This is a genomic window from Bradyrhizobium sp. NBAIM03 (genome assembly GCF_020194055.1).
Lineage (GTDB): Bacteria > Pseudomonadota > Alphaproteobacteria > Rhizobiales > Xanthobacteraceae > Bradyrhizobium > Bradyrhizobium yuanmingense.
Genome location: NZ_JADYVS010000012.1, coordinates 93,547 through 114,978 on the forward strand (window position 1 = coordinate 93,547; position 21,432 = coordinate 114,978).

The 21,432-nt window shown below is 58.3% G+C and carries 10 protein-coding genes and 5 pseudogenes; 3 read left to right on the forward strand and 12 right to left on the reverse strand.

Annotation, left to right across the window (positions count from 1 at the left end; all coding sequences use genetic code 11):
- Window positions 1-536 precede the first annotated feature (536 nt).
- The 5 genes and pseudogenes from I6F21_RS19630 to I6F21_RS19650 all read right to left on the reverse strand — a co-directional run.
- A protein-coding gene (locus I6F21_RS19630) for an IS5 family transposase (RefSeq protein WP_225183372.1) occupies window positions 537-1,288 on the reverse strand; the annotation gives its coding sequence in 2 pieces (ribosomal slippage) (window positions 537-955 and window positions 955-1,288; 753 coding nt in all).
- A gap of 211 nt (window positions 1,289-1,499) precedes the next feature.
- On the reverse strand, window positions 1,500-1,766 hold the full coding sequence (locus tag I6F21_RS19635; protein WP_225183373.1) for a hypothetical protein: 267 nt from the start codon (window positions 1,764-1,766) through the stop codon (window positions 1,500-1,502).
- A gap of 380 nt (window positions 1,767-2,146) precedes the next feature.
- Window positions 2,147-5,251: an efflux RND transporter permease subunit gene (locus I6F21_RS19640; RefSeq protein ID WP_225128599.1), complete on the reverse strand. Its 3,105-nt coding sequence runs from the start codon at window positions 5,249-5,251 to the stop codon at window positions 2,147-2,149.
- A gap of 707 nt (window positions 5,252-5,958) precedes the next feature.
- Window positions 5,959-6,633, reverse strand: a pseudogene (locus I6F21_RS19645) (pantoate--beta-alanine ligase); the annotation flags it as partial.
- 830 nt (window positions 6,634-7,463) lie between these two features.
- Window positions 7,464-7,649: pseudogene (locus tag I6F21_RS19650) on the reverse strand (transposase); the annotation flags it as partial.
- Between the two features lie 715 nt (window positions 7,650-8,364).
- Between I6F21_RS19650 and I6F21_RS19655 the strand changes: the two are divergent.
- A pseudogene (locus I6F21_RS19655) lies at window positions 8,365-8,651 on the forward strand (IS3 family transposase); the annotation flags it as partial.
- 414 nt (window positions 8,652-9,065) lie between these two features.
- Here the strand turns inward: I6F21_RS19655 and I6F21_RS19660 are convergent.
- From I6F21_RS19660 to I6F21_RS19670, 3 genes and pseudogenes are all read right to left on the reverse strand, one after another.
- Window positions 9,066-9,864, reverse strand: a pseudogene (locus tag I6F21_RS19660) (efflux RND transporter permease subunit); the annotation flags it as partial.
- A gap of 2,289 nt (window positions 9,865-12,153) precedes the next feature.
- Window positions 12,154-12,369, reverse strand: a complete 216-nt coding sequence (locus I6F21_RS19665; protein ID WP_225128600.1) for a cold shock domain-containing protein — start codon at window positions 12,367-12,369, stop codon at window positions 12,154-12,156.
- Window positions 12,370-15,596: 3,227 nt separating this feature from the next.
- Window positions 15,597-15,828: pseudogene (locus I6F21_RS19670) on the reverse strand (transposase); the annotation flags it as partial.
- A 229-nt stretch (window positions 15,829-16,057) separates the two neighbouring features.
- Here I6F21_RS19670 and I6F21_RS19675 point away from each other — a divergent pair.
- Together I6F21_RS19675 and I6F21_RS19680 are read left to right on the forward strand one after the other, a co-directional pair.
- Window positions 16,058-16,687, forward strand: coding sequence for an FMN-binding negative transcriptional regulator (locus I6F21_RS19675; RefSeq protein WP_225128601.1), 630 nt, complete (start codon window positions 16,058-16,060; stop codon window positions 16,685-16,687).
- A gap of 502 nt (window positions 16,688-17,189) precedes the next feature.
- Window positions 17,190-18,098 (forward strand): TauD/TfdA family dioxygenase, encoded by a 909-nt coding sequence (locus tag I6F21_RS19680; RefSeq protein ID WP_225183388.1) that lies wholly within the window; start codon window positions 17,190-17,192, stop codon window positions 18,096-18,098.
- Between the two features lie 162 nt (window positions 18,099-18,260).
- On the opposite strand, the gene I6F21_RS19685 is transcribed toward I6F21_RS19680, so the two are convergent.
- From I6F21_RS19685 to trbF, 4 genes are read right to left on the reverse strand one after another with little or no spacing between them, the layout of a single operon-like run.
- Window positions 18,261-18,503, reverse strand: a complete 243-nt coding sequence (locus I6F21_RS19685; protein WP_128931751.1) for a DUF2274 domain-containing protein — start codon at window positions 18,501-18,503, stop codon at window positions 18,261-18,263.
- Between the two features lie 4 nt (window positions 18,504-18,507).
- Entirely contained in the window at window positions 18,508-19,719 is a 1,212-nt protein-coding gene (locus I6F21_RS19690) for a TrbI/VirB10 family protein (protein ID WP_225128603.1), read from the reverse strand.
- Complete coding sequence (trbG, locus tag I6F21_RS19695; protein WP_225128604.1) at window positions 19,716-20,747, reverse strand: P-type conjugative transfer protein TrbG; 1,032 nt, start codon at window positions 20,745-20,747, stop codon at window positions 19,716-19,718. The genes I6F21_RS19690 and trbG overlap by 4 nt, the downstream gene beginning before the upstream one ends.
- The gene (trbF, locus tag I6F21_RS19700) at window positions 20,744-21,427 is read right to left on the reverse strand and encodes a conjugal transfer protein TrbF (protein WP_225128605.1); all 684 of its coding nucleotides are present in this window, start codon (window positions 21,425-21,427) and stop codon (window positions 20,744-20,746) included. The genes trbG and trbF overlap by 4 nt, the downstream gene beginning before the upstream one ends.
- Between the last annotated feature and the right edge of the window lie 5 nt (window positions 21,428-21,432).

Below are 21,432 nucleotides of genomic sequence, written 5' to 3' on the forward strand. Positions count from 1 at the left end.
CGCTCCTGAGAGAACGGACTCGCGGGCGCGGCGCCCCTCATCCTGCGTGCGTCGCCTGCAAGCGACGCGCGGCTCGACGATGATGGCCTCAAGTTGACGTTCTTCATCCCTGCAAATGCGATGCCGTCACAAATGCTGAACTGCGTCACACGGAGAGCGACAAGTAGGGGTGATCGTCGAGCCCCTGGGGATGGCGGTGTTTCGCGCCAATCTCTCCCGGATGAGCTGGCCACACGAGGGCAATGATTTTTGCTGGTCTGCGACAGCCAAATCGCAACGCTCAGCATGCTTGTCGCAACGCCTACAAAGCCGACGGCGCCCCAGGCCTCTATGCAGTTGGCGCTAACACGGCCGTCCTTTTTCCGACAACTTTGCACAATCGGAAGCTCTCATCACGAGTGGCGGCGCTGTCTCAAGAGATCACTACAACGAGCTCCGCTACCACGCGCAAGCGGTTAATGTCGGCCCCGATGGTTTCGACATTCGTTCGTCCCTGGTTTCCGGCCGCCAGATGGTTCCCGCGCAGCCATTGGGCCTCAATAGGCAACGATGGCGGCGAGATGGATGGCAGCCAAGAAGTTCCTGGCTAGTTTGTCGTAGCGAGTTGCGACACGCCTGAAATCCTTGAGGCGGCAGAAACAGCGCTCGATGACGTTGCGCCCCTTGTAGGCGCGTTTGCTGAAGCTGTGGAGAGTGACCCTGTTGGATTTGTTTGGAATGACGGGCTTGGCACCACGATCGACGATTTCGGCTCGAAAGCCGTCGCCGTCGTACCCTTTGTCGCCAATGAGGGCAGACATGGGTGGCGCGAGTTCCAAAAGGGCTGGCGCTGCGGCAATATCAGCGTCCTGGCCTGGAGTGAGATGAAATGCGCAAGGTCTGCAGTCAGGGTCGCTCAGCGCGTGGATTTTCGTGGTCCGCCCGCCGCGCGAGCGGCCGATCGCTTGTTCATGCTCCCCCCTTTTCCGCCGCTCGCCGAGCGATGCGCTTTGATCGTGGTGGAGTCGATGGACAAAGTCACGCCGTCTTTGCCGCAGCGGGCGAGCGCTTCAAAGATCGCCCGCAAATGTCCGCGCTTGGCCCAGCGATTGAAACGATTGTAGATCGTCGTGTACGGACCATAGTCGGGCGGGCAATCGCGCCAGCGTGCGCCGCACTGAAGCATGTGAATGATACCGCTGATGACGCGTCGATCGTCGTCGCGCACCGGTCCGGTCTGGTTCGTTGGCAGATGCGGCTCTATCAGAGTCCATTGCTTGTCGTTGAGCCAGAACAGTCCTTTGCGCATCGAAGTCCCCCGCGTGGAATCAACCCGCTGCGAGGGAATCAGAGTTCGCTAATTAGGTACAGACCCTAGCGCAAAGGGTACAGTGAGCGACGAAAAGCCGTAGCCAATGGCTCCATTTACAAAGGCAGCAAAACACGTCGTTGCGGCCAGAAACCAGATAGCAGCATCAAACTCAGGCATTTCCTTAATTTTCCCACTCCAGAGGGTCGGGTCACACGTCGGGGGAGCCAGCGCGGCCATTGGTCATCGGGTTGCGGCAGATGCTGAACATTCGCTTAGCAGCTCCGCCCTTCTTCACAATGGCAGCGGCCGTTTTTGCGTTCAGCAGTTGCTCTTGTTCTCGACTTCGATCGTGCAACGCAAGCTGTGCTGCACTTCCCGATACCCGGCAACGATCATTCAGCCAAAACGCGTCGGCTTGTTTCTCGGCTTGTCGATCAATGGTCCTCGTATCGAAAGCGGTAAGTGCGTCGGCCATGGATACGGGCCGTTCCCACGGCGCGTGTCGACCCCTAAGCGGTTCAGCGCCATCATTTTTCGGCTAGCAACGCAACGCGGTTAGACGGAAGCAAACAATTCTCCTTCAAGAGCCCTGGGATAAATAGCAACGCGCCTTTTGTCAGCGAGGATCAATTCCCTTCTCCCCCGGCGATGTCGAGCTTGGGCATTCCGCTGCCTTGAAATGTACGGTGAAATTCACCTTAGCGGAGCAGCCGGGGATCACCGATGTGTTCTTCCGAGCCCCCGATAGCCGCCAAGCTCGGCACCACGGGCGTGAAGATCTCAATGCGTAACGGAGCGTGAAGCGATCGCAGGCTCCCTCGCTTGACACTGAGCGAACCTGGATTGAATTTATCGTCATTGCTTGGCCAGCTGGGGATCAGCAGCGCCGGTGAGGCCGAACTCGGCGGCGTTCTTCGCGCGGCCGGAGCTCGCGTCGGCGCGGTGGTCCGACGCGAACACGACATAGACCGCCGGCAGCACGAAAAGCGTGAACAGCGTGCCGACAGTCATGCCAGCGACGAGCACGAGCCCAATCGAGAAGCGGCTCGCGGCGCCAGCTCCCGTTGCAGTCAACAAGGGTATGAAGCCCGTGACCATTGCCGCCGTAGTCATCAAGATTGGACGCAGTCGGACGCGCGCCGCCATCTCTATAGCCGAGCGACGGTCAAGTCTCTCCTTGAGCTGCAGCTCATTGGCGAACCCAACCATCAGGATGCCGTGCTTGGAAATCAACCCCACCAGTGTCAACAGTCCGACCTGGGTGTAGATGTTCATAGTTGCCCAGCCAAAAAATGGCGGGATCAAGGCGCCCACGATTGCCATCGGTACGCTGATCATGATGATGAAAGGATCGCGCAGACTTTCAAACTGCGCCGCAAGCACCAAGAATATGATGATGATTGCAAATGCAAAGGTAATCGCCAGTTGGTTACCCTCGTATACGTATTGGCGGGCGTCGGCCAGAAAATCGTGGCTGAAGCCTGCGGGCAGTTTCTTTGCCTCGGCTTCCAGGAAGTCCACAGCCTGACCGATCGTGACGCCAGGCATCGGCACGGCCTGAAAGGTCGCGCAGTTGAGCTGATTGTAGTGGGTGAGAGCGTTCGGATCGGTCGCAGTCTCGATGGAGACTACAGTAGACAGCGGGAGCATCGAGCCCGTCGCAGTCTTCACATAATAGCTCCCGATTGCTTGCGTCGCCAGGCGCTCCTGACGTGGGACCTGCGGGATCACCTGGTAGGAACGGCCCTGCAAATTGAAGCGATTGACGTAGTTTCCGCCAAGTAAGGTGGCGAGCGCGCTACCGATAGTCTGCATGGTGATGCCAAGCTCGTTGGCCTTAGACCGATCAACCTTGATTCGCACCACCGGCTGGTTGAACTCGAGGTCGGAGTCGCTCACCATGAACAGACCGCTCTTGCGCGCGACATCCTTCAGCTTGGACATCTGCTCGTAAACGGATTGGAAGCCAACCGTCGAATTAATCACCATCTGCACTGGTAGGCCACCCGAACCGCCCGGAAGCGGAGGCAAGCTAAAGGCAAACGCGTTAATACCTTCGATTTTGGACAGCTCGGCTTGAACGAGGGATTTTAGTACAATCGATGATCGCTTGCGCTCGTCCCACGGCTTGAGCAACATGCCGGCCATGCCACTCTGCTGGCCACTGATGCCATTGAGCACGAAGCTCAAGTCACTCTCTGGAAATTTCTTGAACGCGTTTTCAAGTTTGGCGCCGTAATAGTCGAGGTAGTCGATATTGGCGTATTTGGGCGCCTTCGTTAGCGCGAATACGATACCTTGATCCTCCTCCGGCGCGAGCTCCTTGGAAATATTCATGTAGAGAAAACCGACAAGGCCTAACATGGTCAGCGCAAATAGCCCGGTAATTGGGCGATATTCGAGCGAGCGGTCGAGCTTGCGGCCGTACCATCGTGTTATGGCGCCGAACCCGCGGTTCACAAGCCTTGCAAATCGGCCCCCCTCGGCGCGCCTCAGGAAGAGCGAGCACATCATGGGCGACAGCGTCAACGCGATCACGCCCGACACGATCACAGCTCCCGCCAGCGTAAACGCGAATTCGCGGAACAGCGCACCGGTGAGGCCGCCGAGAAACCCAATCGGCGCATATACCGCAGCCAAGGTGATCGTCATGGAGATAACGGGACCGACGATCTCGCGCGCGCCCCTTGTAGCAGCCAGTAGAGGCGTCGCACCTTCTTCTAAATGGCGATGAATGTTCTCCACCACCACGATCGCGTCGTCGACCACGAGACCGATCGCGAGAACCATCGCAAGGAGAGTCAGGAGATTGAATGAAAACCCCAGCGCGAGCATCATGCTGCAGACACCCACGAGCGACAACGGAATAGTGACCACAGGAATGATGACCGACCGCAGTGAGGCCAGGAACAGAAAGATCACGATCACCACGACCACGACAGCCTCAATGAGCGTCTTCTCCACTTCATCGATCGATGATTGAATAAACTGGGTGGAGTCGTAGGCCACTTTCATCGTCAGCGACGGCGGCAGGTTACGCTCCATTTCTGGAAACAGCCCTCGAACGCCTCGCACTATGTTTAGCGGATTGCCTTGCGGGCTCGCCTGCACGCCGATGAAGACCGCGTGCTCGCCGTTCATCGCGACGCTAGTGTCTGCCGTCTGCGCGGCAAGCTCGACTACCGCAATGTCTTCCATGCGCACAAAGCCACCGTCGTTGGCTTTGACGATCATCCGCTTGAAATCATCCACACTCCGCAGATCCGTATTTGCCGTGACATCGGAGATAGTGAAATAGCCCTTGGCCTGGCCAGCCGCGGCCTGGAAGTTGTTGGCGGCGATTGCAGCCGAAACCTCGGCCGGCGACACGCCGTGCCCAGCCATTTTCGCAGGATCGAGCCATAGCCGCATCGCAAAACTCTGACCGCCCAGGATGTCCGCCGCTGCGACGCCATCCACGGTTGCCATAACGGGTTGCACGACGCGCGAGAGGTAGTCGGAGATCGCGCTTGCCGTCAATTCCTCGCTGGAGAACGCGATATACATGACAGCGGTGGTTTGACCGGTCGATTTGGTGATGACCGGATCGTTTGATTCCTTTGGGATCAAATATTTCACTGAGTTGACCTTGGAGAGCACCTCGGTGAGCGCCTCGTTGGGATCAAAATTCAGCTTGATGTAGACTTGGATCGTCGAGGTACCGAGCACCGATGAGGAGCTGATGTAGTCGACGCCCTCGGCGGAAGCGACGGCCTGCTCCAGGGGAGTCGTGATGAACCCCTGGATCATGTCGGCGGAGGCGCCAGGATAGGAAGTAGTGATATTGACGACCGTATTAGATAGCTTGGGATATTGCCGGATCGGCAGTACGGTCGCCGCCCGAAAGCCGATCAGCAAGATCAGGAGGCTAACGACAATAGACAATACCGGACGTTTGATGAAAAGCTCGGTAAATGCCATCTCGACTCGCATTTCCAGAGGGGGATGCAAATACGCCAGCAAATTGCGGTACAGCAATGATCATCAATGCGGCGACTGCGCTAAAGCCCGTAGTATGAGGGAAGCGTTATCGGCTACTCTAAGGAATCACACGTTGCTGAGCATAGCGTGCCCGATCCTCCGCTTCTTCATCTTCGTCGCTTGAATGAAGGTTGGTTGCGCTGTTCTGATCGCTCATCGCGATCTCGAATAGTGGGCACCTTCTTAAGGCACAGCCCCCCAAGTCTTTTTGCGTGCAACCGGCTAACGGTCAGACTCAAGATGTTCGTCCTCACACCTGATTGGAACGCAACGACTTCTAGCAAGGCGTCACTTCGGGCTTCGCGCCGCCCCGCCGATCGAATGATCCGGGTTCGAGATCGAAAGTACAAACGACCTGACGGGTGCTCAACTCTACAAAGGTAAGTGGGAAATATAGAATGGGCTGCAAAAGACTATACCAAGGTTTGTCGAAACGCTCGCTGGTCGCAGCCCCGCGAAGTGTGACCTTGCCAGAGGCAAAATTCTCGGGCCTACAATATTCCGCAAGCCCCCCTCTCGCATCGCTAACTCGCTGAACAACTTTGCTCGGAGTTCGCCCTTGGCACCAATCGACACGTCTGTCGGAACAGTTGGCTTGAGCACTTCTTCCAGCTCAATATGCTGCGTAATGTTGGCTGCGCAGTGCGCTATGGAGTTGGCAACGCCAGTATTACCTTGTCGGTCAGCCGGGTCCATCCAACGTAGGCTGCTGCACAAAGCTCCGCGGGGCGTCGCAGTGGACTGTCGGCGGCACCGTCCACAAGTTCAAGATACTGGAGTCGGTCAACTGTCTCTAAATGCCCCTCGGCGATCGCAATTGGCCTTTCTCCCGAGCGGAATTCATCGAGCGCGGCGGAGAGTCCACGATTGAACGCAAGGGCCCGCTGACGTTCTTCCTTGCCGAGATACTGGTTGCGACTGCTCATCGCGAGCCCATCCTGCTCGGCAGCGGTCGGTACGGTGACGATCTCGATTGGGAGATTGAGATCAACCGCGCCATGCGACGCACGACTGCGCATTGGCTGAAAATCCTTCTGGCCAAAAAAAACAGCACGTCGGGCTGCACCATGTTCAACAACTGACATACGACAATAGCGACACCGCGAAAATGTCCAGGCCTGAAGGCTCCGCACAGCTTTGGCGAGGTCGCCCGGTTCAATTAAGGTCTCGAAATGACTCGGATAAACTTCCTGTGCATCCGGCGCAAAGTGGAAGGCAACACCGGCGTCGCGGCACAGTCCCTCATCCTGCAAGAAGTCGGGCGTGTAGGTGCTGAGATCCTCGTTCAGTCCGAACTGAGTGGGGTCGACGAAGATGCTGACGTTCGATCGCCGGGCTCAATCAAGCCAGCCCGGCGCCGGCCCGACTGAGCGCATAGCCGCGCGACAAATGCGCGCGCTCATCATCCTCGTATGCCGGCGGGCCCAGAAGTCGACGTCGCCCTCTTCTACTGAATGAAAGAGGTGGCCTCAGTTAGTGGCCTTACTTTGCCAAAACCAGGATCGCAGTCGAGCGCGGCCTCAACGTCAGAGGGCGACTCTTCGCTTAAACCATTTCCTTGGTAGGCCAATGTAGTAGCCACGCCTCCGAAGTTCCGGCTCGGACCTGTGGAGCGTTTCGCAAATGGATTCCACAGGCGCGCCTGCATCAACAAGCTCGCGCAACAGTTCATCTTCCCGTCTGGTCCAGCGAGGAGAGCGGAGAGCCGCCTTCAAGTTAACCTCTTAGCCCTGAATTCATGCGGTTCTAGAGAAGAACTGTCCGCCAGCCTCGGCGAGCCTGTTCCGTGCCGAGCGCATTGCCAAGCTTGGCCTGCGATCTCCGCGTTCGTGTTCTAGAGTGCGCAGTACAGTCCCAATCAGGATGACAAAACTCATCTGAACAGAAGTGTGATCAACTGTATGGCCTCCGATAGCGTCGCCTCGGCTCTCCCAATGATCGTGTCCTCCTCAACAATGCCGGCGGAGGAATTCCTTCGAAAGCTATACGTTGGCATAGCCGAGCTGATCCTATGCCAACGAAATTTTGGAGCCACTAGGACTCACCCAGACCGTGACGGACAACCTGTGGGATGGGCGTGCGGCCCTGGAGTGAACCTGCGTGCGATAGCCTATCGCTAGGATCGCCCGCCACGGCCGGAACCGGCAGTACCAAACGCATGCAGTGGACCGGGCGCCTTGGTCGCAGCCAAGACCGGCTCGACCAGCATGGCGCGCGCATAACTGCGGCCGATCTTGCTGATGCGGCCGTGAGGGGCAGCTCCCAGTCCCGACAGCCGCACCCGCGTGTTGAGCCCGAAATCGCTCACCAGCTTCTGCGGGCTGTTGAACCGGCTGATCCTGCAGCGCAGTCCGCGTGATATCAATGCGGCCTGCATGTGTCGTGTGTATCGGGCTGCCCGCACCGTGCTTCCGGTGCCTCGGCTTGGACCTAGCTGTCGATGCACGCATGTAGCTTCCGGAGCAGCGCGGACGTGCCTCGGCGCCTCGAGTGAGTGAGAACCCGACGCTGTCCCTGCTACACGCGCTAGCTGAGGGCGCGGCATCGGCTTCAGCACAAACTCCGAAAAGGCTGCTCGCGCCTAAAAACTCTCGGTTCCAAATGACCCGACGAGAGCTGCGGGCGACACGACAACTACCCATTCGCGCTCTCGGCGCAACCGGGCGAGTCGGAGGCGACCAGCCCTAAGTTCTCGGCTCGTGTCTGGCAGGAGGTGCGAATGCGACGGGTGATTGGCATTGATGTCCACCGAACCTCGGGGAACTGGTGCTGGGTTCAAATTGGCTTGCAGCCTTGGAGCCAGTTTAAGGCCGTTTTCCCAATGCTGTTTGCGGATCGTGAGGATGCGTAGTCTAAGCAGGGCCAAATCGATATCTTTGGGCCCGGCGACCTCTCGAACTGATGAGGTCGCCCGTAGCGCCGGCCATGCGGCGTCATTTGCTGTCGCGATCCCGAGGAATGCGTCGGCAACCAGCGAGATATTTGGTGGCGGCGTGAAAGTAGGGTTGTCGCCCAGGTATCATCCATCATCACGAAGCACCCGACTGGTGCGCCAGCACACGAGCGAGCAGTTCTAGCGCCTGATGGCCGACCATGGCATCGTTTGCAGCATGAGCCGTTCCGGGAAGCGTGGGACGATGCGGCCACGGAGAGCTTCTTCTCTTCTCAAGACCGAACGGACGGCAGGAAAGATCTACAGAACTAGAGACGAGGCACGCGCCGATGGGTTCAGCTAAACTGAAAGATTTTGCAACAATACCCGCATGGACTCGACCACGCCTATGTCAACCCGGTTGAGTTCGGGCGCAAGACGGGTTTAGCTGAACCCCGTGTCCATTAAACCGGAAAGCTCAGGCGCTTGGTGAACGCGTAAGACCACCGATTTCTCGGGTTCGGAGCTTGCCGGAATAGTTGGCGGGTTACGAATCGGCGATCGGCAGGCTTACGAGCACTAAGTCGACCGCTGCCCAGCCCCCAGGCCCCGGGCAGCGTAGGATAGCCGGCGGCGGATGACGTCCGCCGGCCATCTGCTCGGACGAGTTGCCCAAGTTCTCTACGAGGAGATTTGTGGTTCATCGTAGCCATCAGAAGCGAAGATGAACCACAAGTCCAAACCGGGCGAAGCGACGGCAGAACAAGTATCGCCTGGGGGTGCGTGATCGCCTCGTAGTCCGACAACTGAACTTCTCCCGCACCGTGTCGATCACCTTGAATCGACCCTGAGATCTCTTCCAGAGTCGAGGTCACCCTTCGCTTATTGCATGGAGGCCCAGTCTTTGCGTGCACCGAAATGTTCCGTGACGAAGACGTGGAAGACGGGCACAAAGAACACAGCGAGGAGCGTTGCTGAAATCATGCCACCGAATACCCCGGTCCCGATGGCGCGCTGGGTTTCGGCGCTAGCGCCGCGGGCAAGCATCAATGGGACCACACCGAGTGGAAAGGCCAGTGAGGTCATTTGGATCGGACGCAATCGAAGCCTGGCTGCTCCGACGACGGCGTTCGTAAGCCCACGCCCTGACTGCGAAGGTTCTTGGCGAATTCGACGATCAGGATCGAGTTCTTGGCCGAAAAACCTATGATAGTAGTAAAGCCGATGGTGAAGAAGACGTCTTTTTCGAGCCCGCGCAGATGGGCCGCGAGAACGGAACCGATTATTCCAAGCGACACGACAAGCGTCACCGAGAACGGAATTGACCAGCTCCCGTAAAGCGCAGCCAGCACCAGAAAGACGACCAACATGGAGAGAGCAAGCAGGATTGGCGCCTGCGAGGCAGATTGCTTTCGTGCAGAGACTGTCCAATCCACTCGACTGTGAAACCTGGGGGCAGTTTGAGGCTAGTCTTTCCATTTCCATCATCGCGTCGCCGGCTATCCCGGGTGCAGCCCTTGCCGGCAATACGCATGGCCGGGTAGCCGTTGGAGCGCACGAACTGGAGGGGACTGGTTTCCATGACCGGTGTGACGAGTTCTGACAAGGACACCGTAGCGCCCGCATTGTTGCTGACGTAAAGCTTGAGCACGTCATCAACCTGCATGCGGCTCGTCGCATCGCACACGCCGCGCCCCGTATCACCACGGTGTAGTGCCGGCTTGTCTGCATCCTCGCCAGATATGCTCGGGGCCCGTTTCTACGTGGCTGAGGTGAGCGCCCGTAGTTGCCCAAGCTTGGCGCGGGCAATCGTGTATGTACATGTGCCCATCGCGTGCGGCCATTACCACACCGATAGTGCGCCTTTACGCCGTCGGCCAGCCACCAATCCTGGTAGGCGTCCCATGATCGCTCTTGGCGCTACAATTCCGCAGCCCGTGGGAGCTTCAGACACTCCCGCGAAGGCGAGGGTGGTTAGCGTTGTTATGGCAAGGTTGGCCACTGAAGTTAGTGGGGCGTGGTAGGGACAGCGCTTTTTCGGACCAGCACAAGCGCCGAGTCACGTCGGGCTAACTTCACCGGCAGCGTGGGCGCGGCAGGGACAGCGTCGAGTTCTCTTGAGTGAAGGCGCCGAGTCGCACCTGCGTTGCCGTCAATATCAAAGGGGTTAACCCGGTAGTTAGCAATGAAATGGAGGTATGAAACATACGCCGGTCTAGCCGAGATCATTATCGTGCCGGGAGGATGCGCTCTCCTGTTTGATGGTCAGGTTTTAGGCCAGTATATCTCGCCAGTCATCGCAGCAGAAGGGTTAGCGAACGGGAGATGTCATTGGCCGTGGGCTGGAGATCCTACAAAGATGGGTATCCCGCGAGACTTATCTGAGTGGCAAAGCATCCCATAGCGCCGCGTCGGCTATGAGCACAGTGGTGAAACGCGATCGAGCTCTCACCCAGATTAGCTCGCTACGCGATCTGACGCGATGGGTTCGGATGGACTGTGATCGGTGTTGTGACCGGGCAGGCCGCATGCCAGGGCAACGTCACCTTCACGGGGCTTTTGATGAAGGACGCTGTCGACTTGGCCGACGCGCTGTCTTGGATCTCTACTTTGACAAGCATCGTCGATCGCGCAAGTTATGGCAGGGGCAGACTGCGCCTGTCCTCCAGCCCGCTTGATCCCCCAAATAGCTGTGGGACGATCTGAAGAGTATCTGTTCGTCGATAGGAACCCGCGCTCGAGTACCGCAACAGTTCACCGTATTCCTCCACGATAAGGCGTTAGGTCCGGGTTGATTCGAGTCGCAATGGACGAGGACGGCACAGTACAGCTTCGAGCATGCGAATCCTCAACTCGACCAACGCTCGGCTCGTTAAACAGTGCCAACGTTCGCTCGATTAAGTCCGCATGGGGAAGCGCGTCCGCAGTCCAGTCGAGTGGCACAAGCGTCGGCGAACCACCATGGCGCTAAGACACTATGGCAGCCACTCCCAGAAGAGCGCGCCAATACCATTTTGTCGGATTGAGCAACGGAACGACGGTAAGGCGGAGCCCGATTCTGAAAGCGGCGTCTGCAAAACGAAATCGGCGTCAAGTACGGCGACAAAGGCCGTGGAAAGCCGCAAAGAGTCGTGAGGGCAGCAGCATCAGAGCCCGTAGCGCGTAAGAAACCGACGGAATTGTGCGATCGCGCCGCCGGTGAAGATAACGCGTCCAGTACTCCCAATCGCGCAGCCGAGATCTGGCTCTCCTGCGAAGATCTGAAACAATCACGGTGACATCAAAGCGCTGGAGGTGCTGCGCACTTCGACCAGCGAAGGAGCATCATTGTAGGGCTCCCGATGAAGACTCCGTCGCGGGCTGACGCAAGTTCGGCCTCGAGGTAATTAACTCGATCCGAGAACTCGATCAGCGGCTGGCCGAGCTTAATGTCGAGAGCGAGCAAGTGAAAGCGCGCATCGTCCATCTCGACCGGCAAATCGTGCCGAGCCTGTTCGTGTCTGATCTTCGCTACGCTCAACGCCGGCGTTGTTGGCATGCCTGGAATATACCGATGGCCAATACACGCGGCGTGGCTAGGATCTCGTCAAGATCGTCGACCGCAATACGCTGAGCGTCACCGCGGGCGTCGCCGAATCCGTGTATGATAGTCTTTCCGTCGGCGCGGCCGTCCAGTTTCGGCTGTTTGGGGACGATCGCATTTGTACGAGGTCCGTGCCAAAACGCTGCCGTCAGATGACGCCGTCGTTCTAAACTGGTCCAACATCTTCGATGCTTCATTGAACGATTTTGACCAGGTTTGCGCACGACATCCAGGTGGCACGTCACTACGCCAAAAGGACTCTTGGAGTTGGCAAGATTCTTCAGAAGATCGACCGTAAATTTTAATGCGCCCTGCAAGGGAAGCGCTCCTGCATCGCCGTTCCGATATCAAATGATAAGCAACCCGTGCTTCAGAAAATACGGCATCTCAATTGATTAGTCTGACCTCGGCGGCTCTGTACTTTGAGCGGCGTTTGTTGAAGCGACGATCGAAAGACACGCGCGTCCCCGGCACCAGATCAGCCCCTGTGCAGTCGCAAAGGTCCGAAATGTGAACGAACAAATCCATGCCGTCGCAGCTGTCGGGTCTGATGAAGCCCCAGCCCTTCTCAACACTGTAGGAGACTACTGTTCCAGTCTGCATCTCTGATCTAACGTGTGTTCGAGGCTATGGCATGGCCGCTTAGGCGCCGAAGTCGCAAGCCACAGCAAATCGGCGGGGCGGACCAGACGCTCGCGACGCCGAGCCCGCCCCTAACATCGCCGTATCTGGAGCAATACGTGATGGTACCTCTAACCAAGCAAGGGCCGTGCCGAATTGAGAATTGGAGGTTCAGCAGGGACTTCGTAGCGGGCTGCAGGGTCAAGTTGTCGACATTCGTTTGAGAGCTGACGTCCGTCGTCAGACAACTCCTTGAACCAACTGTAACACATCGAGGCAGCGATGCCTTCTGGGCGGCAGATCTCGAGATGTTCTCCTTGCCGCGCACAGCATCATGCGGATCCTCTCTTCCGCCGAATAATGCCGGCGGGTCTGTCGCCTAATGTCTTTTTACAACTTGTTCTGCCGGTGCTTTTCTCGGTCCGGATTTCTGTTTCATCTTCGCTCCCGCTGGCTACTATGAACCAGGAACTCCTCCCAAAGCAAAATCACACTGCCTGTTTCACAGGCCCCGACGGCGAACACTCTTTAGGTCAGCGTGGCGCCTTGGCTAGCTAAGTGCCGCGCAAGGTCAAGCGCCGGAAGTAGTGCATGTCTAGGACAGCTCGCGAAGCTGGACCGGCAGGCCAAGCAAGCATGGATAGTTTGCGCCGGACCAAAACCACGCCGTACCCCACGTGCGCGTCTGTCGGCAATCTGCACGTCCTTCGCTATGGCGAGTAAGGTCTCGGCTTTGAGGCTGCCGGCCCGGAAAGCTGTCGTAGGCTCGTGGCTCAACAGCGGTCGCCTACTGTGCAGATTAGGCTGCTTCGCCGGATCATGCATCCTGCTGTAAGACGGGCTCGGCTTGAAGACTGTGAACGGTCTTTTGAACGCTGCCGGAAATGCGCAGCATCTTCTCGACTGAAACAATCTAAACGGCAGGGGACACTGCTTCGGTGGCAGTCCGAGGCAGCTCGCAATACTGAAGTCGCTTGAGAAGCCGCGTTCTTGAGAGTGAACCAAATCAATGTCCATCGTTCATGGCAGCCGCTCGTCTTGTTAGTTCTTGTGCATGGTGGAATCTGCGCGAAGTTGATGGATGCTAGCGAGGGCAACGATGCGCGTATTCGAGACAACGCAAATTGGCCGGCCCAGGTATCCGAAGGGCCTGGGAGATTCCAGGCCGAAACGCGACGCATTGAAACGTGAAGGCGCCAGCTTTGAAGTGACAGGGCTTCGTAGGTGCGAGCTCAAATGTTTGAGTATTTTCCTGAAAGCGTAGGTATGATCATCATCATTGGCTGGGAATTTCTTGTTCGAAGCCGCCCTCCGTCTCAGCCAGCTTCCGGAACGTGCGGAGGTCGACACGTCCGCCTGAGGGAGTATCAATATAGTCTATGTCTACTCCCGATCTCTCAAGACACTCCGCCTTACACAGGGCTTCTCTTGCGCTCAAACTTTGAACTGAAAAATGCCTCCGGCTAAACCCCGTTCGATGACACCTAATGCTGTAGGACACGGATCCCCCTCCGTTGAGAGCGACAGTATAACCAACTTCCCGCGACAGTGCGACCGGCCATTCTTGGTAGGTCCTTGCGGGCGCGTTTGCGCAATCACCGCGGCTCCTGAGCTTCAAACCGACTTTCTGAAGCAGAACTGTGAGATCCTCTCCAATCAAAGTGCCAGACGTCCGTCGAACTTCATCTGAAGTGAGTCAGAGCCAGTACGCTGGATGGCTACGGCTATCGTCTCAAAGTCCGTCGGACCGGCAGCCGAACGAGAAATGTTGCGATACAGTTGCGCTACGATCCATGCAATGAGGCAGGAATATTTGCATCACTCCAGTTGACTTCAGCGATTCCCTGCCTGCGAAGGCACGTCGTAGTGAGGTGAAGAACATGGAAGTCCTGCCGCACTGAGCCGAACGCGGGAATGCTGTTCAAACTGCCACCTCATCCCTTTCGATCGGATCAAAGTGGCATAGCGCCCCGTCGGGCCACTCCCGAACCGCTGCACCTAAGGACATAGCTATGTTGCCATCAGGCGATCCTTGTTGGCCTCCAGAGCGAATCTCAAAGGGGATTGATGCTGTGCGGCAAGGTCGGCGTGAAGGCGCTTACCGAAAGCGTGGCCCGCGCTTGTCATTTGCGCCCCCTCGCATTGCAAGCCCCAAGTGCGCCTCGCCCGCATAAAAGCGGCCCCAGCCAATCGGCGACAGCCGGGGCCGTTGTGCTCTGGCACGGCGGGGGCTATCGGCCAGGGCGCATCAACAATCCAATCCCTTCGCCACAAGTTCGTAAACGATAGCTGCGCCATGAGGCGGCGCTACTTTTGAAGCGCCTACGATCCATTGCCACCTTGATCTCGAAGATGGCGACGATCGCCGCGCAGACCGCTGTACCGCCAATTGCCGATACAGGATCATTTCGATCCATACGTGTACTAACACTGGACGAAGGCGGTTAATCCGGCCCCAGCCGTGAATCAGGACAGGCCGAGGCGGCCTTACTCTCGATGCTGGGGGTTGTGGTCGTGCCAGTCCGCCATCTGTTTGTACTCGCGGGCCATCTGCCCGAGCTCGCGCTTCGCTTTCGGATTGCCGGTTAGGGCGGCCTGGTGCCGGCCGAGCAGTTCAAGCGAGCGGTGCGAATAATTCGGCGGGAGATCGGTCTGGCATTCGGCAGAATACCACGCCCCTCTCGGGGGCGGTCAGCCGTGTTACAAAGCGAACACTTCTCAGAAGGCCGGGCGAGAAGACCGCAGTCGCGGCCTCAAGACAGCTCCTGGGGCCTGTGCCGCGACGTTCCGCACGATGGGCGCTGCGGCTTGACCTAGCACATCGCGCGCTAACCCGGCGAGGATCTTAGCCGATCGTTAGCAAGAATCTGCAGTTTGCTCTTGGGACGAGCCGTGGGGACATGCACGGCCTTGTGCTCAGGCTCGGGGTCGAGGGTCCGCCAGCCAGCCCGGAGGGCCTTCCCTCATGCCCCTAACTTTCGATTCACATGTATGGAGTCGGAACCGGTGCACGCCGTAGCGTTGGTGAAACCGGGGCTGGCTATATATTTCACTTAAACCAGGGCTCTCCCTCGCGTCGCGCGCTTACTTCGTTGTCGCGCTGCCGGACCGGGGGGAAGCTTCCTGCATTGCGCAAGGAGCTAACGTCGGCTGGTGGACGCAGGCGCGGAGATCGGCACGCGGCAGATCCCCGGCGTGGACGGCCCCTATCGCTTTTTTGAAAGCAGCTCGCGAAGGGCGGCCGCGTCGAGCATCTGCTCGGCCAGAAGCTTCTTCAGCTTCGCGCTCTCCTCTCCCAGCGCCTCAGGCGCTTGGTCTCAGAGACATCCATGCCGCCGAATTTAGCCTTTCAATTGTAGATCGTCGCTTCGGAGATCCCATGCCTGCGAGCCAGGTCAGCCGTTTCGCCCAAGCCTCATCCTCCTTTAATACCGCGATAATCTGCTCTTCCTGAACCTTGCTCGCCTCATCTGTCCGTCCCTCTTCGGGCTGGACTCTAACTCCTTCGCCTTCTGGAACAAATACTTAGTGGCGGGTCACGTCCCGGACAAATCCGAAAACTTCACGTCAAAAGAGGAAGCGGAGCACCTCTACGGGAGCTACCGAAACTGCCGGTTTTCTAGCTTCTTGACTTGGGTTTTATCTGGACGACAGCCAACGGAGACCCTCTATGTACATACCATCCCACTTTCGAGATGACGACCTCAAGAGCATTCAAGCGACAATCCGCTGCGCCCGATTGGCCAACCTGATCACGGCGACATCAGATGGGCCACTTGCGACGCCTCTTCCGCTCTTCCTCGATGAGAGCGAAGGCAAACACGGCGCGCTGTACGGGCACCTGGCGAAGGGCAATCCGCAATGGCGCACGGCCCCGATTGGAGAAGCTCTGGCGATCTTTAGTGGCGCAGAGGCTTATGTGACACCATCCTGGTATCCAAGCAAGCGTCAAACTGAACACGTGGTGCCTACATGGAATTACATCGCGGTCCACGCCCATGGACCGATTGAGTTCTTCGAGGATCCTAAACGCCTGCTTGAGATCGTGACGCGTCTGACGAATATCCATGAGACGTCACGTGCGACGCCCTGGGCCGTCAGCGATGCGCCCGCGGATTTCATTGCCGTCCAGTTGCGTGAAATCGCCGGCGTGCGCATCCCGATCACCATGGTCGAAGGCAAGCGCAAGATGAGCCAGAACCGCCCTGCGCCCGATCGCGTTGGTGTCGCCACCGGCCTAGCGGCGAGCAAACTGGCACAGGACCTGGAAGTTGCAGCTCTTATCCTGGCTCAGGACTGAGACGATAATGTGCATGACCGTGGCCAACAGCGCCGATGGACATTACATCTGCAGCTCTCACACGCTCCAGCGGCATTAGTAGAGATTAACCCGGGCATACAATTACCTCGCGACATTTATTAACCGAACAGTCAGCTCGGGCTTACCGCGCTGTAGACACTTGTCTGTATTCTGACAGAGGCACAATCTCGTGTCAGGTCCAGTACAGCGCGAATATCGAAAGTCCATTCGGCCTTGTGGCTTGCCAGCGCCGCCTAGGTTGGCGCCTCCTGCTGTCCGCTTCGGCTTTCACGGTTCGACATTAGAAGGGGGAGGTCGGTGATCGAGTTTTTTCGTCACTCGGTCCAACCATCGGCTCAGTTCGATGACTCGCGCCGAATACCACGATTCGTTCAGTGCCCATTGGCGGTACATGGTCGTCTTTCGCCTGGCACGATGCTTGCTGAAGATCATTCGCTCCGAGAGGCGAGAGAGAGAAACTGCAAGGGCTTACAAAAGCAACATGAGCACAACGGCTTTGATCGGTGGCGTCATTCCGAGCACCGATGTGGTGAAACGAGCAGCGCGCATCGGCGCCGAAATCAAAAATATCAAGCTATCAGGCAATTTACCGGATCACGCGATCGCTGCGATCAACAGCTTATTGCTCAACCACAAGGTGATCTTCTTCCGTAATCAAGGACATCTCAATGACGCCGAGCAGGAGCGCTTTGCCGCTCGTCTCGGAAAGTTAGTGCCGCATCCGATGCTTGGTGCCACCAAGGGGATGGCGTCGCTCCTCGAACTGGACTCCACTCGCGGCGGCGGTCGCGCAGACGTTTGGCATACGGATGGGACCTTCGCCGACGCCTATCCCAAGATTTTGGTCCTGCGGGCCGTTGTAATGCCAAGGTTCGGAGGCGACACCGTGTGGTCGAACACAGCTGCCGCTTATCTTGATCTGCCGCCGCCTCTACAACGCCTTGCCGACGGCCTATGGGCCGTTCACAGTAACGTTTTCGATTACGCCGGGATCGCGCGTGTCCGCGAGGTCGACAAGAAGCACTTTGACGAGGTGTTCACCAGAACGGCTTTTGAGACCGAGCATCCCGCTGTACGCGTCCACCCCGAGACAGGCGAGCGGACGCTAGTGCTCGGCGCCTTGGTGAAGCACTTTGTTGGGGTCGGCAAATACGACGGACAAAAGTTGTTCGATCTGTTCCAATCTCACATCACCGCGCCCGAAAACACTGTGCGCTGGAACTGGCTAGAGGGCGATATTGCAATATGGGATAACCGCGCAACGCAGCATTACGCGGTCAACGATTACGGGGACCAGCATCGCGTCGTACGGCGGGCCACGGTCGAGGGTGACGTGCCTGTCAGCGTCGATGGCCGGAGCAGTGTAACGCGCTTCAAGGCGACCGAATAACTGCAGTTGGCCCAGCGCCTCGCGTCTGAAAACCGAGAAAACCTGATAATCGGAGTTGTATCCGGCGCGAACACACCTTTCCGACAAGATATCTCGGCTCTTGGCGCCAGCTCGGCAGCGCCTAGAATTAGCATCGACCAACAGTTTCGGAAACCTTGAGCATCACTGTCCTTCGCCAGCGGCCGGTACGTGGCCTTCACGTTTCAGTTTAGAAAATCCTCGATCCGTGGCCATAAAGCGCGCTAACATGGGAGCGATGAGCTTAGTCGGATCGACCACTTGGCCACCCTGACGCGTAAGCGCTTCCGCATATGCAATGAGATCACGATGCACGGCCGCAGGCAGCTCGGTACTCACTTTGACCGGCTTGTCGTCTGGAAGCTCTCCAATTTTGAGTTTTGGCATGTTGTCACCCTCTATAGGGCGTAAGTATGAGGTCACGATTGACAAGAACACGAACCGGGAAGCCAGGTCGTACAGCCAGAGTGGGCTGGATGTTGAGGCTGCGGCGAACGACCTGCTGTCCGGTCTGATTCAGTGAGTCTGAGGCGCCGTGCCGCAATGCCTGGATGATCGCGCTGTCGTTGCTGTTGGTGTCCGAGCCGGCCCCAAGTTCGGTCCCGACCGCCAGAAACGTCGATAGTGCCGCAGCCTTGAACAGCTCACCCCAGTGATTGTCGACCTGGTCTTCGAGGCCTGCATACCCGGCAGCGTCAGCGCCAGGCTGCCGCTCGAGAACGATGGAACGTCCGTTCGGCATAATCAGCCGGGTCCAGACGAGCAGGACACGGGACTGGCCGAAAGTGACCTGGCTATCGTAGATGCCGATCAGACGCGCTCCCTGAGGCACAAGCAGAGAGCGGCCGGTCGGCGTGTCATAGACATTCTCGGTCACCTGCGCCGTGATCTGGCCCGGCAGGTCCGACCGGATTCCGGTGATCAGGGCTCCCGGAATAACCGTCCCAGCCTGCACGATATACGGTGAAGCCGGCTTGGTGACGCGATCAGGGCTTACCGTGCGACGGTCCACAGAAGCGTTCACGAAGGCAAGCTTGCGGTCCTGACCGTTTTGCGCATTTCCGTCGTCGCCGGTGCTCGTCGCGCTCGCAGGCACGACGCGCTCGTTTCCAACCGCCGCAGCGGCGGGCGGACGCACTTCTCGTCCATTCGCCGAAGCGAATAGATGGCTGATGCGGGCTGCTTCGGTCTCTTGATCCCGGCGCTGCTGTTCTGGATCAGCGCCGATCGTCGGCAACTGGCCTTGGGCCGCAAGGATCGGCCGACCGAGGTCCCCGGGAAGGGGCGGACCCAGTTGCGGGATTGGCTGGCGCGGAATGCCAGTGTAGTCCTTCGGCAGCGCCGTAATACCGTCAGCGACATTGTGATGGTCGGTACTGTAAAGCTCATCGGCCGCCTGGTCTCGAGGGCGATTCTTCTGCAGCGACCACAGCACGGCTCCACCGATGACAAGCAGGGCGACCGCGCTCCCTCCCGCCAGTACTTTCCGTGACAACCGTGTCACGCGCGGGTGCTCCGCTCTCAAGCGGAAGCCCCTGGACTGATCCTCTTGTGTCTCAGGCGGAGCCGCTTGCTCCTGATCGTTCATATTCCGAGTGTTCATGACGACGGTCTCCCATCGGTCCTGACAATACGGACCTTCTGCTGGTGCTCGCCGCCAAGCCGCAGTTCGGCGGCAGCAAACAGCCGATCGACGATCAATACGTTGCCGTAAGCGCGGTAGTTGACGAGTTCAGTCTTGCCGTCTGGACCGATGACGAAGAGCGGAGGCATCTCGCCCTGCACGATCCCCGCCGGGAATTCGACATAGACCTTGCGGCCATCGTCATATGCGGCGAGCGGCCGCCAGGGAGGACTGTCCCCTTCGATGGCATAGCGGAAGGTGCGCTGCGCCGGGTCCGGAAGAACAGGCTGCGCGACCGAACGCGATCGTTCCCGTGCAGTTTCTGGATAGTACCAAGCAACAGACGGCATGTATGGCCGTTCGCGGGAGCGGAGCTCAATCAAGTAGGTGCGCCGGTCCGTATTGACCACCAAGTTGGTCTCAATCGAAGCTCGGGTCGGCTTGACCAGGATATGGACCCGCCGTGTGTCGCCGCTCCCGCTTTCGGTATCGCCCACGACCCAGCGTACGGTATCTCCGGCCGCGATCGGTCCTGATCCCGTCAACTGCTCTCCCTCCTCGAGCGCGATATCCGTGATCTGCCCCGGTGCGGCGTAAATCTGATAGAGCGCCCCGGGACTGTAGGCGTAGATTTGCGCTGCGTTGAAATAGCCCCGCTTGCGCGGTTCGACCCGGGCTGCGCTGTTTGCCGTCTCTACGCGGCTCACCGGCTCAGCGTCTTCTTTCGCGCCTAACTTGCCGCCGAGAGCAGGCTTCCAGAGAGGTGGAACGTGAAGCGGTCGCGATCTGTCGTCGAGAGCCACTGGCGCCGCCGGCAGCGGAGGAACATCAGCGTCATAGCTGATCTCCGGCGGAATGTAGGTCGCGCAGCCTCCGAGCGCGGACGAACAAAGCAGGAAAGCGGATAAAAATGCACGCTTCGAGCTCACGAACTCGGGCCAAGCCGAGCCGAGCCTGCTTTGCTGGAGGGAACGTTTCGAATGAACGTCAAACGGCATCTTGGTCACTGGCTCAACTCCTTTGACCAGTTGATGGCGCGGACGTAGACGCCAAGGGGGTTCTTGCGCAGGCGTTCGGCATCGCGGGGTGTCTCGATCACGATCGAGAGAATTGCGGTCCAACGCTCAGTCGCGCTCAACGAGCCGTTGTCGTAGATGCGCTGGGTCCAGGCGACTCGAAAGCTCTCCGAAGACGCGCGAATGACGCTTGAGACGTCCACTGAGATTTGTGCCTTGCCCAGCTTGGCAAAGGGGTCATTGTTGCGCGCATAGTCGTTCAGTGCAGCCGCGCCACGATCCGTCGTAAAATCATAGGCCCGGAGCCAATTCTGGCGCAGAACGATACTGTCTGCCGGCAAACCTCTGACGTCCTCGATGAAGCGCGCCAGATGGTAGGCTATCTGAGCGTCAGTAGGTTGATAGTCGATGTTGGCCGGCGCAACCCTTTGGGCTTGACCGAGATGATCGACCTCAACTACCCAGGGCGTGATCGAGCCTTGGCTCGATTGCCAGACAAGGCTGCCAGCGAGACCGGCAGACAACATCAAACAGCCGAACGCCATCAGGCGCCAGTTCTTAGCTTGCACGCGCGCTGATCCAATGCGTTCGTCCCAAACCTGAGCGGCCTTTTGATAAGGCGTAATCGGCTCGGGCATGCGCCCGTAGTGAACTGTTGGTCGTTTGAACATCGATG

Coding starts and splice junctions, on each gene's coding strand:
- trbF (WP_225128605.1), bottom strand. CDS start 21,427: ATGTTCAAACGACCAACAGTTCACTACGGGCGCATGCCCGAGCCGATT.
- I6F21_RS19635 (WP_225183373.1), bottom strand. CDS start 1,766: ATGGCCGACGCACTTACCGCTTTCGATACGAGGACCATTGATCGACAA.
- I6F21_RS19685 (WP_128931751.1), bottom strand. CDS start 18,503: ATGCCAAAACTCAAAATTGGAGAGCTTCCAGACGACAAGCCGGTCAAA.
- I6F21_RS19675 (WP_225128601.1), top strand. CDS start 16,058: ATGTACATACCATCCCACTTTCGAGATGACGACCTCAAGAGCATTCAA.
- I6F21_RS19665 (WP_225128600.1), bottom strand. CDS start 12,369: ATGCAGACTGGAACAGTAGTCTCCTACAGTGTTGAGAAGGGCTGGGGC.
- I6F21_RS19690 (WP_225128603.1), bottom strand. CDS start 19,719: ATGAACACTCGGAATATGAACGATCAGGAGCAAGCGGCTCCGCCTGAG.
- I6F21_RS19640 (WP_225128599.1), bottom strand. CDS start 5,251: ATGGCATTTACCGAGCTTTTCATCAAACGTCCGGTATTGTCTATTGTC.
- I6F21_RS19680 (WP_225183388.1), top strand. CDS start 17,190: ATGAGCACAACGGCTTTGATCGGTGGCGTCATTCCGAGCACCGATGTG.